This is a genomic window from Xenorhabdus littoralis (genome assembly GCF_033949345.1).
Taxonomy (GTDB): Bacteria; Pseudomonadota; Gammaproteobacteria; order Enterobacterales; family Enterobacteriaceae; genus Xenorhabdus; species Xenorhabdus littoralis.
This window is the reverse complement of sequence record NZ_VCDP01000034.1, coordinates 32,768-48,263: the sequence shown is the minus strand read 5'-3', so window position 1 is coordinate 48,263 and position 15,496 is coordinate 32,768. Positions and strand designations below refer to the sequence as shown.

Annotated in this window: 5 protein-coding genes; all 5 read left to right on the top strand. The window is 49.5% G+C overall.

Translation table 11 applies throughout. The annotated features are described in order from the left end of the window. Positions 1–4: 4 nt before the first annotated feature. From FE394_RS10030 to FE394_RS10010, 5 genes are read left to right on the top strand one after another with little or no spacing between them, the layout of a single operon-like run. Positions 5–6,772, top strand: coding sequence for a non-ribosomal peptide synthetase (locus tag FE394_RS10030; protein WP_319926251.1), 6,768 nt, complete (start codon positions 5–7; stop codon positions 6,770–6,772). Positions 6,773–6,793: 21 nt separating this feature from the next. Beyond that, positions 6,794–11,713 (top strand): type I polyketide synthase, encoded by a 4,920-nt coding sequence (locus FE394_RS10025; RefSeq protein ID WP_319926250.1) that lies wholly within the window; start codon positions 6,794–6,796, stop codon positions 11,711–11,713. Further along, positions 11,710–13,314, top strand: a complete 1,605-nt coding sequence (locus FE394_RS10020; RefSeq protein WP_319926249.1) for a condensation domain-containing protein — start codon at positions 11,710–11,712, stop codon at positions 13,312–13,314. The genes FE394_RS10025 and FE394_RS10020 overlap by 4 nt, the downstream gene beginning before the upstream one ends. Before the next feature lie 14 nt (positions 13,315–13,328). Continuing rightward, complete coding sequence (locus FE394_RS10015; protein WP_319926248.1) at positions 13,329–14,309, top strand: ABC transporter ATP-binding protein; 981 nt, start codon at positions 13,329–13,331, stop codon at positions 14,307–14,309. Then, positions 14,302–15,399: an ABC transporter permease gene (locus tag FE394_RS10010; RefSeq protein WP_319926247.1), complete on the top strand. Its 1,098-nt coding sequence runs from the start codon at positions 14,302–14,304 to the stop codon at positions 15,397–15,399. The genes FE394_RS10015 and FE394_RS10010 overlap by 8 nt, the downstream gene beginning before the upstream one ends. Positions 15,400–15,496 lie beyond the last annotated feature (97 nt).

Genomic DNA, 15,496 nt, shown 5'->3' with positions numbered 1-15,496 from the left:
TCACATGCAGGAAAACACATTTCAATTTAAAGCATCCCAGGCACAAAAACGGTTGTGGCTGCACGAACAACTCGAACAACAATCGGCGCTTTACCACATCACAACGGCATTGATGCTTGAGGGACAATTAGATATAGCGGCATTGCAGCAGGCTATCAACGATATGTCGGATAGACATGAATCTTTTCGTACCGATTTTGTGTATCAGGACGACACGCTTTATCAACGTTGCCATGAGTCGGTGACCTTGCCGCTGGAGACGATTGATCTGTCCGCACTGAGTGAGACCGAGCAAAAACAGCGGTTGCAGCGGGATAGCCTGCAACCGTTTAATTTGCAGCAAGCGCCCCTGTTGCGTTTCACCCTGTATCGCTGCGGGACTGAGTGTCACTATCTGGTGATGGTGCTGCATCACCTTATCTCTGATGGCTGGTCTGCCGGTATTATCAGCCGTGAACTGACCACGTGCTATAACGCCCGCCGACGGGGAGATGCCCCAGAACTGCCGGAACTGCCCATTCAGTACATTGATTATTCTGAATGGCAGCACCAACAGAGCGACGATCCCGCGTTTGGTGAATCTCTGGCATGGTGGAAACAAAAACTGGCGGGCAGTGAGCCTATCGCCTTACCTTTTGACTATCCGCGTCCCAGCCGTCTCAGCCCGCGCGGAAAGACACATTGCTTCACTTTATCGCCTCAACTGACACAGGCTTTAACCGCACTGGCACAGCAGAACAATAAAACGCTGTTCACGACCTTGCTGAGTGCGTTTTACCTGTTATTGCACCGATACAGCGGTCAGACGGATCTGGTGGTGGGTTCGACGGTATCAGGGCGCGGGCAACTGGAGCTGGAAGGTATCATCGGCTTCTTTGTCAATACACTGGTCTACCGGATTGAACTGGAGCCGGACGCAACGTTTACCCAATTGCAGGATCAGGTGTTTGACACAGTACTTGCCGGATTAGAACACCAACAAGTGAGTTTCGAAAAACTGGTTGAGGCGATCAATCCCAAGCGTGATTTGAGTTATTCCCCGCTGTTTCAGGTGATGTTCTCCTTTGATGAATCCGGCACCACGGGATGGCAGTTTGAGGGGGTGAAAACGACGCCTCTCACCTTGTTGGGCGATAGCGCCAAATTCGATTTGACATTATCAATGGAAAAAACGCGGCTGGAAAATGGCGTGGCGCAATTGCAAGGCGCGTTTGAATATAGCAGCGATCTGTTTGATGAAGCGACTATCCGGCAAGTTGATGCCAATTTCCGTTTCTTGCTGGAAGAAATCGCCCGGAACGCCCATGCTGTTCTGGCGGATTACCAATGTATTGATGAAGACGAAAAACAGTGGCTGCTGCATGAATGGCCGCGCAAACTGGCGCACCATCCGGTCAGCCAAACCCTGCATCAGGCGTTTGAACAGCAGGCATTGCAGCGTCCGCACGCCATTGCTCTCAGTGCCGATAATGGGCGGTTGTTGACTTACGAACAACTCAATCAGCGCGCCAATCAATTGGCACACTACATTGTACAAATCATGCAGCAAATGGAAATGGCACCGACTGACGCGCCCTTGATTGGTCTCTGTCTGGAGCGTGACGAAGAGATGCTGGTTTCCATTCTTGCGGTATTGAAAGCCGGGCTGGCTTACCTGCCGATTGACACAACTCATGCGCCGGAGCGGATACGTTTTTACGTTGAGGACGCCAATGTGCAATTGGTGATTGGTGTACCACAACATCAGGCATTGTTTGATTCCAATAAGCTGGATTACCTTTGCATCGACACGGAAAAAACCTTCATCCAGACCATGCCGCCGGATAATCCTGACGTGACCAGTCAGCCGGATTCTCTGGCCTACGTCATTTATACCTCCGGATCTACGGGTGTACCGAAAGGGGTAGAAATAACCCACGCCAATGTCATGCGACTGTTCCATGCCAGCGAACGTCACTTTGATTTTACCGAAAACGATGTCTGGACGTTATTCCACTCCTGCGCGTTTGATTTCTCTGTCTGGGAAATATGGGGAGCGCTGTTGTTCGGTGGTCGCCTCAGTATTGTGCCTTATTGGGTCAGCCGTACACCGGGAGACTTCTATCAGTGGGTACAGCAGGAAAAGGTCACGGTATTGAACCAGACGCCTTCTGCTTTCCAGCTATTCATTGCGGCAGACAGCCAGTTGAACGGAGCGAAAAAAGAGGACGAAAAAAGTGCGTTGTCACTGCGTTATGTGATTCTCGGTGGTGAAGCGCTGGAACCGGCCAAATTACAGGGATGGTTCAAAAAACACGGCGATGAACAACCCCACATCATCAATATGTATGGCATTACCGAAACCACGGTACATGTGACTTATCGCCGGATTATGCAGCCGGATGCCTTGCAGGGCGGGAAAAGCCCGATAGGTGAGGCGTTGGACGATCTGGAAATTTTCTTGCTGGATAAACAGCACAGATTGTCTTTGCTGGGCGCGGTGGGCGAAATGTATGTAGGAGGCGCAGGAGTGGCACGGGGTTATCTGAACCGCCCCGAACTCACGGCACAACGTTTTATTGATAAGCGGCAGATTTTTCCGCAGGCAGACGCCGGGCAGAGATTATACCGGAGTGGGGATTTGGCCCGCTTGCGTCGTGACGGTTCACTGGAATACCTTGGTCGTGCTGATCATCAGGTGAAAATCCGGGGCTTCCGCATTGAACTGGGTGAGATTGAAACTGCACTGAAACGCATTGAATCGGTGGATCAGGCCGTCGTGATCGCTCATCAGGATGACGCCAATCATGCTCTCCGTCTGGTGGCTTATATTGTTGCGGAGACGGTGGCGGATACACATTCAGGTCACTTATCGTCTGAGGAGAAATTATCAGTCGATGCATTGCGGATTGAATTGAAACACACCTTACCGGACTACATGTTGCCGTCTGCCTTTATTTTTCTGGATGCCCTGCCGTTGACCCCCAATGGCAAGATTGACCGTAAGGCATTGCCCGCGCCACAACAAGTACGTCCCCAGCTTGCCAGTAAATATCAGTCGGCACGAAATGAAACAGAAACAGCATTGTTGGCGCTGTGGCAAGAAACGCTGCCGGTATCCCAGATTGGCATTCACGATAACTTTTTTGCCTTAGGGGGGGATTCCCTGCGTGGTGTGCAACTGACGGGCAAGGCTCAGAGTCACGGATGGTCATTGACGCTGGTGGATCTGTTCCAGCACCAGACCGTGGCAGAGTTGGCGATATTGGTTGATGAGCGCAGCAAAGAGAATCAGCCGACAGAGCAGACGAAGGCTCCGTTTAGTCAGATTTCGCAGGAAGATCGCCAGCGCCTGCCGGAGAACGTTGTCGATGCTTATCCGCTCAGCCGGATGCAGGCAGGCATGTTCTATCACATGAATCTTTCCCCTGATGCCAATGTGTACCACTGTACCGGATCAACCCATCTGCGCATCAACGGGCAGTTTGATGAGCAAGCATTCCGCGAGGCGACAGCCCAGACAGTGGCTGCCCATGATGTATTGCGCACCGCGTTCGATATGGAAAGTTACAGTGAACCCCTTCAACTGGTGCTTGAATTTGCTGAATTGCCGACTGTCGTTGAAGACTTGCGCCATTTATCTGACGCAGAACAGGACGAACGCGTAAAAGCCTTACTGGAAGCAGAGCGGATAAATCCGTTTGATTTGCTCAATCCGACACTGCTGCGTTTCTTCATCTATTTACGCACGGATAACTCATTCCAGTTTACGATGACTGAATGCCATCCCATATTTGATGGCTGGAGCTATAACACCATGATCGTAGAGGTGTTCAATCGCTACGCCACGCTGACCGGACTGGCCCAATGGCAGGCACCGGATAAAAAATCGCTGGAATACCGTGACTTTATTGCACTGGAGCAAGCGGCGATTGCCGATGAAAAAAATAAAGTTTACTGGGCACGAAAACTGGACGATTGCACCATCATGGAATTGCCCCGCAAACCGCCTATTGATGCGGTGGAGGATGTGGATGGTGTGGATAATGTGGATAGTGTTGGCCCGAAAATAAAATCATTCTCTTTGACACTGGATGGTTCGGTCTATCAGGGATTGCGTCATCTGATGCAGCAACTTGGCGTACCACTGAAAAGTGTTTTGCTGACAGGGCACATCAAAGTGATGAGCATTTTCAGCGGGGAACATGACATTCTGACCGGTATTTCTACCAACGGACGTCCGGAAGCACAAGGCGGGGATAATCTGTATGGCTTGTTCCTCAATATATTGCCATTCCGCCAGATCTTATCCGCTGTTTCATGGCATGAACTGATCCGGCAGGTTTTCGCCAACGAAATTGAAGCCATTCCCCACCGCCGCTATCCACTGGCGGAAATCCAACGTCAATTCGGTCAGCAACCGTTGCTGGATGAAGTCCTGTTTAACTACATTGACTTCCATGTTTATGACCAGATGGCATCAGAACTCGGATTGGACGTAATAGGCAAACTGCATACCCAGGATGTGTACGAGGGGACGCATTTTTCCCTGACTGTTCATTTTCAGCACAAGACCCTGACTTCGGCATTAATCAGTGATCAGGTTTCGATCCAGATTGATTACGATGAAAATAAATTAAGCCGTGAACTGGCGGCGGATATGGCTGAGTGCTATTCGGCGGTCTTTACGGCAATGGTGACAGAATCCCAGAACCTGCACTGTGCCGATCACTTCGTTCCTGTGACGCAGCAACGGAAGATTGAGATTTTCAGTCAGGGAGCACAGGGTTATCAGGGACAACAAACTCTGGCTGAACTGTTTGCTGAACAGGTTGCCCGTTCACCTTCTGCGTGTGCCATCGAACTCGGAAAACAAGTCGGAAAACAAGTCGGGCAACAGTCCGGAAAACAGCAGCTCAGTTATCTGGAGCTAAACCAGCAATCTAACCAACTGGCACATTTGTTGCTGCAAAAAGGGGTGAAGCAGGGACAGCGGGTTGCTTTATTGCTGGGGCGCAGTGTCGAATTGATTATATCGATTCTGGCATTGGTCAAACTGAAAGCCGTTTACCTGCCGCTCAATCCCGAAGATCCGGACGCGCGTCTGCTTGAACAGGTTGAAGATGCACAATGTGCATTTTTCATTACGGACAGACGGGTAATCGACAGTTCACTGCCGATGAAAGCCGCCAATTTATCCGCTGTGATATGGCTGGATGCAGAACAGTCAACATGGGCACAAATGCCTGTCACGGAGCTGCCGGACAATCGCGATCACCCTGTTGAGGGCCAGACTAACCTGCCTGCCTATGTCATGTATACCTCGGGATCGACCGGCAAGCCAAAAGGGACGCTGATTGGGCAAAAAGGCATTATCCGCTTGGTTAAGGAGGTCAGTTATGCTGATTTCCAATCCTTTGGGCGTTTCCTGCAATTGGCGTCCGTCAACTTCGATGCCTCAACACTGGAGATCTGGGGACCATTACTGAATGGCGGCTCGATTGTCATTTACCCGCAAAGTGCCATTTCTGTGCTTTTGTTGGAAAAAATCATCAAAGAAGCAGAAATAGACAGTTTGTTCCTGACGACATCATTGTTCAACCTGATTGTCGATGAACGTCCACAGACACTGCAAACGGTGAAACAGTTGATTTCCGGTGGTGAATCCATGTCATCCGCCCATGCCAGCCGTATCAGCAAATACTATCCGGCATTGCGTCTGATTAACGGTTATGGCCCAACGGAGAATACAACATTCACCACCGCCTATCGTTATCGTGGGACGGAGGGCAACAGTGTGCCCATCGGCAGACCCAATGAAGGCAATCTGGTCTATATCCTCAATGCGTTCCATCAACCCGTGCCGATGGGTACGACTGGTGAGCTGTACATTGGCGGTGATGGTCTGGCACTGGCGTATCTGAATCAAGAGAGCCTTTATCAAAATCTGTTTATTGATAATCCATTCGATAAATCCCTGTCAGCCCGGCTGTATAAAACCGGCGATCGCGGGCGCTACCTGCCCAATGGCGACATCGAATATCTGGGGCGCATTGATAGCCAGAACAAGATCCGGGGTTATCGGATTGAAATTGGGGAAATTGAAGCCGTGTTATGCAAGCACCCTGATATTGAGCGCGCGGCTGTTCGGATCATTGAGGAGACACGGGGTAAACGTATTGCGGCTTATATCGTCCCCCGGGCGCAAAAAACATTGGATCTGATGGAGCTGCGCATTTATCTGGCGGAAAGATTACCGCGTTACATGATCCCGGCCTATTTCCAGACCTTACCCTCTCTGCCGCTGAATGCAAACGGCAAGCTCGATATTGCTCGTCTGCCATCCCATGATTGGGGTATGACGGCGAGTGATCCAGAAAGAGAAAGCATGGCCTCAGAAAACACAAAAATAGAAACAGCCCCGTGGGAGTTATCGCCCGACCCTGTCATACAGGCCATTCAGCAAGTCTGGGCCGAAGTACTGGATATGGAATCTCCCGATTGTGATGAGAATTTTTTCGATCTGGGAGGCGATTCTCTACTTCTGGCGCGTGTCCACCTGAAACTGCATGCGTTGGGTTATCCCCGTCTGTCCATTATTGATCTGCTCAACTACTCCACTATCCACCAGCTCGCTCAGTTTATCAGCAGCGGACGGAAACAGGGTGAGCACAAAGAGTCGTTACCTGTCATGGGGATGAAGTCAGAAAACAGGCCAATGAATCAGAACAATCTCGCTGATGGACGTCAACGTCTGGCAAAACGACAGAAAAAAATGCAGCACAAAGGGTAATGGGAAAAGGGATAGCAAATCATGAATAATACCGATGTCAATAACGCCCAAACGACACAATCAATGGATCTGTCACCTGATTTTGAAATGAATGATCCTGAAACGAATGATCCTGAAATAAATGGCTTTGAAATCGCCATTATTGGTATGGCGGGGCAGTTTGCGGGTACCAATGATATTGATGAATTCTGGCAAAATATCGCTGCCGGTGTGGAGTCTGTCAGGCCATTGAGCGATGAGGAACTGGATACAGCAGGAGTCACGATGGAGGCGCGTGAACGCGCCGACTTTATCCGCAACGCTTCCGTACTCAACAATCCAGAAGACTTTGATGCTGAATTTTTCGGTTATTCGCCCCGGGAAGCGCAGGCGATGGACCCGCAGCAACGTCTGTTTCTGGAAACGTCATGGCTGGCATTGGAGAATGCGGGCTATGCGCCGGAGAAATTTCCGGGCGCCATCGGCGTATTTGCCAGTACATCCAGCAGCAGTTATTTATTCCACTATTTATTGAATCACTCCGCCGTGATGCAGGAAGTTTTGTCGGACATACTGTTATTCGGCAATAACAGGGATCTGCTTTCGACCCGGGTGTCCTATAAGCTCAACCTGAGAGGCCCCAGTTTTACTGTCGGTTCGGCTTGTTCCAGCTCAATGGTGGCTTTGCACTATGCCTGCCAGTCTTTGCTGGCCGGAGAGTGCGATATGGCATTGGGTGGCGGCGTACATATTGGTTTTCCATGCCATAGTGGTTATCACTTTGAGGGCAGCGGCATTCTCTCCCATGACGGACATTGCCGCACCTTCGATGCAGAAGCATCCGGCACACTGAGCGGTGATGGCGTTGGGACGGTGGTGCTGAAACGGTTACAAGATGCTTTGGACAGCGGTGATCATATTTATGCGGTGATAAAAGGCTCAGCACTCAATAACGATGGTGCGGAGAAAATCGGTTTTACCGCCCCCTCGGTTGCAGGCCAGACATCCGTGATCCAGCGCGCATTGCTGGCGGCTGAGGTTTCGGCAGACAGTGTCAGTTATATCGAAGCACACGGTACCGCCACCCATCTTGGCGATCCGATGGAAATGCAGGCCCTGATCAATGCTTATGATCAGGAAGCGTTGGCTGTTCAGGAAGGTATTCTTCAAGAAAGGGAAATTCAAACTCCTTGTGCCGTAGCGTCTGTTAAAGCCAATATTGGTCATACGGATTCTGCCGCCGGTGTCACCGGCGTGATGAAAGCCGCCCAGATGTTGACCCACCGCTACCTGCCTCCGGCGGTTAACTTTACCCGCCTGAATCCTGAAATTAACCTGACAGGTTCAAGATTCTATATTCCGACCGAAGGAAAAGCGTGGCAGGGTCAGGGCATTCTCCGTGCAGGTGTCAGTTCCTTTGGCATGGGTGGCACCAACGCTCATATGATCCTGGAAGAAGCGCCGTCCGTTCCGCCATCCGGCCCGGCCCATCCGCAACAGTTGCTCTGCTTTTCAGCCAAAACACCGGCTGCATTACGTGGAAACCTAATGAAATTCCGCAACTGGCTGGATAAATCCCCTGAACTGCCATTGGCTGATATCGCCTATACCCTGCATGTTGGCCGTAATGAAATGGATTATCGGTACAGTCTGGTGTGTCATGACCACGCAAATGCCATAGCTGTGCTGGACAACTATTTATCTCAGGCTGCACAGGAAAATATTACACGTACAAATTCTTCAGGCATTTCTTCAAAGACCTCTTCAACCGTTGTCTTTATGTTCAGCGGGCAGGGTTCTCAGTACTCCGGCATGATGCGGGGCTACTATGAGCAGGAAAGCCGATTCAAGGCCGTGGTTGATCACTGTGCGGCAATTTTGCAGCCCTTGTTGGGACGCGATATTCGCCCGCTGATCTTTGATTCGGCAGTAAGCAATAAAACGTCGGCTTTGTATGAAACACGTTATACCCAGCCGGCCCTGTTTGTTGTCGAGTATGCCCTGAGCCAATTGCTGATGGAATGGGGTATCCGTCCCTCGGCCTGTATGGGTCACAGTATTGGTGAATATGTCGCGGCTTGTCTTGCCGGCGTATTTACGCTGGAAGATGCGCTGACGATTGTGACCAAGCGCGCGGAATTAATGAATCAGATGCCGACCGGAAAAATGCTGGCAGTGGGATTGGACAGAAGGATATTACAGGGTTATCTCCATGAAGGCGTAACACTGGCTGCGTGCAATGCCCCCGAATTTTGTGTGGTATCGGGAGAAACCGAGGCCATATTGTCACTGGAAGCCACTCTTGAAGCTGATGGTATTGAAACCAGAGCGTTGCATACTTCCCATGCTTTCCACAGTGCCATGATGGAGGATTGTCTTGAGCCATTCAGACAGGTATTTGAGGGCATCACACTGTCACCGCCTGATCTGCCATTTATCTCCTGTGTAACGGGTGAGTGGATTAGTCGCGAGCAGGCAACATCGCCGGATTATTGGGTGCGCCAGTTGCGTGAACCCGTCGAATTCAGTCAGGGCATTGCGTGTTTGTTATTTCCAAAAACAACGTCTCCAAAAACAACGTCTCCAAAAACAACGTCCCCAAAAGCAATGTCCCCAACAACAGTGCCCCAAAAAGTCCCTGTTTTGCTGGAAGTGGGGCCGGGCAGCGCCCTGTGCGGACTGGCCAGAATGCAGGTGGCAGCAGGATTGGCATACCAACGTGTTTTTAGCAGTACACGGGACATCAAGCAGGAAGTTCCAGACAGGCAACACTTGCTGAATGTATTGGGGCAATTATGGCAGCAAGGGGTCTCCGTCAATTGGTCAGCCCTTTATCAGCAGCAGACGCGCCGTCGTCTTCCTTTACCCGGATACACTTTCCAGCATCAGCGTTACAGTCTGGATACATTAGTCAGTCAATCTCTTGTTCATCATTCACAAGCCAAACTTTCTGCCCCAAAAGCCGGACGCTTGCCACTGGAACAGTGGAGCCACCAGATCCGCTGGAAACAAATGTTTGCGCCATCAATGGATAATATCGGGCTGGACGGGCAGATTTTCCTGATTTTTATGGATCGATTGGGCGTAGGTAAGCAGTTGGCTGTCCAGCTTGAAAAACATGGCGGAAAAGTCTGGCAGGTAGTACAGGGCAGGCGTTACAACGCGAATATCGCCTTGCGTCGGATCACCATTAATCCTCAGCATGAAGAAGATTATCAGGCATTGGCGATGCTGTTTAAATCCCGGCAGATTGAGGTTAACGACATTATTCACGCATGGTCGGTAACTCGCTCATCCTCTATTTCATTGCAGACGGCTTTCACGAATTATGAATCCTTGCTGCACATTGCCCGCCAATTTGCGGTGGGCAGAGCGGAAAACCAGCATGACACCTTACTGAAAATCAACATTCTCTCTAACCGGTTACACGCCATTTCAGAACATGATCGCAACGATCCGGCCAAAGCGTTGCTGATTGGCCCGTGTCGCGTGATCCCCAAAGAATTTGAACAGGTAGAGTGCAAGAGCATCGATATCTCATTGTCTGCCAATCAATGGTCGTTGCCTTTATTCCATTCATTGCCCTCCCGGACGCTATCGGTATTGTTGGCAGAGATTGTCAGACATTCAGGCAATCGTTCAGGCAATCACTCAGGTAATAATTCAGGCAATAATTCAGGTAATAACTCAGACAGTATCGTGGCAATTCGTGGCAGAAACCGTTATCTGCCGCTGATTGAAACGGCCACATTGCCCGTTGCTGTTTCACCCTCTTTCAGGCAGGGCGGTACTTATCTGATCACGGGAGGATTCGGCGGTATCGGTGCCACGATAGCGACTCATCTGGCGAGCCGCTATCAGCCTCATTTGATCTTCATCAGCCGCAGCGAATTGCCGCCGAAAAATGAGTGGTCAAATTGGCTCGACAATCATGATGCCAACAATAAACGGTCGCAGAATATTCGGTTACTGCAACAGTTACAGCAGATGGGCGCTTCAGTGTCTGTTATTTCCGCTGATTTAGCCGATGCCCGTCGGGTCAGTAAAGCCCTGACTGATATCACTCTCCAGCACGGACAGATCCACGGTATTTTCCACAGTGCAGGGATAGCCGATGCAGGGTTGATTCAAAACCGGAAATTAGAAGACTCCCTTCAGGTTTTCCGCTCAAAAGTGATGGGTACACAAGTGCTGGATGGCTGTTTAAAGCATCATTCACTGGATTTCTTCGTTTTATGTTCATCACTGGCATCCACGGTAGGCTCAGTCGGTCAGGTGGCTTATTGTGCCGCTAATGCGTATGAAGATGCCTTTGCCCTGTTACACCATCAACACCGTTCGGGCAATAGACGTCAGACCCGCTATCTGGCTATCGGTTGGGATTCATGGCGGGAAGTGGGAATGGCGGTGGATAGCCTGAGCCGGTGGTATCAGGATGAAGAACAAGAAGTCATTAAGCACGGTATTCAGCCGGAAGAGGGATGTCAGTTACTGGAACGTCTGCTGGCTCATGATGACAGCGTTTACGCCATTTCTACGCAAGGTTTACCGCTGCCGGATACCGGTCATGAATCAGAGGAAAACATGTCAGCGGAACAAAGTCTGAATACGGACAAACATTCCGCTGCCCAGAAAACACAGGAACAGAAGCTGTATCCCCGTCCGGTGCTGAGTGTTGATTATCAGCCACCGCGTAATCCGACAGAAGAAATCATTGCTGATATCTGGCATGAAAAAATGGGTATTGGCCCGTTGGGAGTGTTTGATGATTTTTTCGAGCTGAATGGTCATTCACTCATGGCGGTGCAAATCATTGCAAAAATCAAACAACGGCTGCAAGTGGCATTTCCGGTCGGATTTATTTATGAACATCCCTCTATTGCGCAATTGGCGGAGCAAGTTGATTTACGCAACAAACAGCAAGTGAACAGCGCTGTAGATAACCAGAAGGGGGAGGAATGAGTATCAGAACGCCGATACGTCAATCAGCATCCGTCTATCATTATGGGAAAAATTATGGGAAAAATTATGGGAAAAATTATGGGAAAAAAGGACGGGAGCCGTGGCTCCCGTTGGGATATACCCAGCACTGCTTCTGGTTTGTGGCCAGTGCGCTCGGGGATACGGTCAACAATCATGTCGGCATCCTGATTGAAGGTGAACTACGGGTAGATTTGCTGGAACAGGCCATCAATGCCCTGATTCAGTCACATATCTCCCTGCGCACGGAAATCCTGGATTATGCTCCGGTCCAGCGGCCTTGCCATGTCGATTCGTTTGACTTGCCCCTGTTGGATTTGTCGGGTCATGATGCCGCTGAACAGGAACAGATCATTTACAAAAGTATCCAGCAGTTCCTGAATACCCCATTTGACCTGAAATCACCTCCCCATCTGCACGCTAAACTATGCCGACTGGGAGAAGCAAAACACATGCTGTCTTTATGCTTTCCCCATATTGTGGCGGATGGTGGTGCCATTCATCTGTTTGAACAACAATTGTGGCGATTTTATGCTCAGGGATGTCAGGGCAGAAAACCGCAATTAACCATTGCGGCTCATACCCAGATTGGTGAATGGGTTCGCTATGAACGGGAAAATTACCGACGTCAGGGGCAGCAGAATCTGGCTTTCTGGCGAGATCATCTGACGGGATACCCTTACGCGCGTTTTCCTGAGCGTTATATCAATCAGGATGTTCTGATTGATCACGAATTCCTCCTGCCATTTCCCGATGACAGCTACGAGCAACTGGATGTGCTTGCGAAACAGCAAAGAGCAACATTGCAGATGGTATTCATGACGCTGGTTGCAGAGATTGTTCATGAGATGACGGGACAGTCACGCTTTTCGCTCAATTCAGTGCTGGAAGGGCGGGAACAGTCAGGCAGTGAGACGCTGATGATCCCTTTATTGCGTGTCATGCCGGTGCCTGTCTGTATGGACACAATCATGGATAAGACTTCACAAGGAGAAACCGCAACGCTTGCATTACTGGATCATATCAGGGCAAAAATACTGCGGGCTTATGATCACATGGAATGCCCGTGGAGTATGCCGATAGGCGTCATGGCTGAACAACGCTGGAGTGCCAGCCCGAAAATATATTCTTTGGCTATCCGGGCGGGAAGCTGGATTTACAGCAAAATTTTCCGGCGTGCTGAGCTATATCCCCGCTTTCTGGCAGATCTGTTTTTTATGGAACCTAACCCGCCACAAGCGCTGTTCCGGCGTCAAAAACACAATAAGGCCGTTTCTGATCCGACAATTAACATCAACATATTACAAGATATCTTCAAAGTACCGACAGTCGATTCAAGTCCGGGAGGACTGCGTCTCAGCACTTATTGGCGAAGTGAACACCGGGAAGAGCAAACTCAGCCGAGTCAGGCTATTTCCACCCGGTGGGAAAGTGACTCTATCAATATTTATGTCACACTTTCTGAGAAGGGTTCACCGATCATGCAGATTGATTGCTGCTGTTTCAGTCAGGCAGGAATGGCGCAATTTACGGGATTGCTGAAAACAAAGCTATCTTCCCTTTCCCAATTTATCACCAAGTGAGATACAGGAACCTTATGGGTATTCAACACGGTATTAAACATGGTATCCAACACGGCACCCAAGACCGTGAGAAAGTGATTGAGTTCGATCAAGTCCGCAAGAACTACAAAGATTTTCAGGCGCTTAAAGGCATTACGCTGGATGTTAAGCGCGGTGAGTTCATTGGCTTACTCGGCCCGAACGGAGCGGGTAAAACAACACTGGTCGAAATATTGCAGGGCCTGAAAAAACAGGATTCCGGCACTGTTCGGGTGTTGGGTAAAACGTGGCAACAAGATTCACCTTACCTGCGTCAACGTCTCAGCGGTGTCCTACAGGAAACGCTGTTTATCAATAAACTCAAAGTTGAAGAAGTGCTGAATCTTTTTGGCAGTTTCTATGGTTGCTCCCGCAAACGGACACAAGACGTCATGGAGCTGATTGAACTGACGGAAAAACGTAAAACCTATGTGGAAGGGCTGTCGGGTGGTCAACGTCAGCGCTTGGCACTTGGCGTCGCCATTATGAATGAACCGGAAATCCTGATCCTGGACGAACCCACGACCGGCTTGGACCCCCGGTTCCGCCACGATACATGGGATATTCTGCGCAAACTTAACCGGGAAAAACAATCGACCATGCTGCTGACCACCCATTACATGGAAGAGGCGGAATATCTCTGCGATCGCATTTGCATCATGAACCGGGGTGAAATCATCGCGCAGGGCAGTATGGATGATTTACTGAAACAATATTGTCACGGTGACTGGGTGGAATTAAGAACTCAATTTCCTGAGCGTTTACAGGCATTGAGTCAACATGCCCAAGTCCTGAATTATGAGTTCGATGAAAAGAAGAATAAGGTCTATATGATGATCAACGACTCAACCAGTTTTGTAGCCTATCTTTTTGAGTTTGCTAAACAAGTCAACGTTAATATCAATGAATTGGTGGTCAGGAAGAAAACACTGGATGACCTGTTCATGACTTTGGCAGGGAGACGATTCCATGAATAGCGCACTAATCAACTTAATGACGACCCAGTTCAGACAATATATGCGTGAACCAGAAATTCTGTTCTGGTCATTTGGCTTTCCGCTCTTGCTGGTCTGGTTACTGGGTATATCGTTTTCATCCCAGAATATTCCTGAAAGGGATGTCGGCATTGTTTTACCGACGGAAATTGCGGAACAGCAGAAAATCAAAGAGTGGGGAGAAGGGCTTGCGGCACAGGAGCACGTTATCTCCGGCATTATCAACCAGAATGAAATCAAGCGCGATAAGCTGGTTAAGGTTAAATACCGCATCAAATATTATCCCGATCGTGACGCCGTGGTGCTGGGATTAAAACGGGGTGATATCCAGATGTTTATTGAACAGAATGCGGAGGGAAAGCGCATTCACTATATTGATCCCCAGAACAGCGATGCCCTGTTGACATACTACCTGCTCAACCAGCAGAAAGCAGAACAGGCAGACCGCGATCTCTTCATTCTGGAAACCCCCGGCTTGCGCTATTTAGATTTTCTCATACCGGGACTGTTGGCGATGGCGATCATGGAAACCTGCCTGATCGCCGTCGGTTGGGCACTGGCAGAAAAACGCATTACACGGGTGACACGCCAGATGTGCATCACACCGATGAAAAAATCAACATTTTTGATGGCGCACATTCTGGCCTGTCTCATCATCAACTTTGTTGAAATATTAATTATTTACTGGTTTGCGGAAATCTACTTCGATGTTGAAATGCAGGGGTCGTTTTCCGCTTTCCTGCTTTTATTATTAGCGGGAAATATCTGCTTCTCAGGCATGGCGGTTCTGGTGGCATCCCGCGCGCGCAAAGGACAGACAGCCAACGGATTGCTGGAAGTCTCGATTTTGATACAGATTCTGTTATCAGGGATCTTCTTCAGCTACAAAAACTTCCCTGAGTGGATGGCAAATATCGTCGAATACCTGCCGCTGACCATATTGGCCGATAATATACGCAAAATATTTATCGAAGGCGGCGATGTCATGCAGACCATCCCGGCAGCCATTATCCTGAGTTTAATCGGCGTGGTGATGTTTATTGCGGGAATGAAAATCTTTCGTTGGTATTGAGTCTGGTACTGCTAAGATGTTTTTGTTTGAGGCATGATTAACGTTCTGTGAAAAAACAAAAAATTGATCGTGCCTCAGGCTTTTATTTCACATGAGT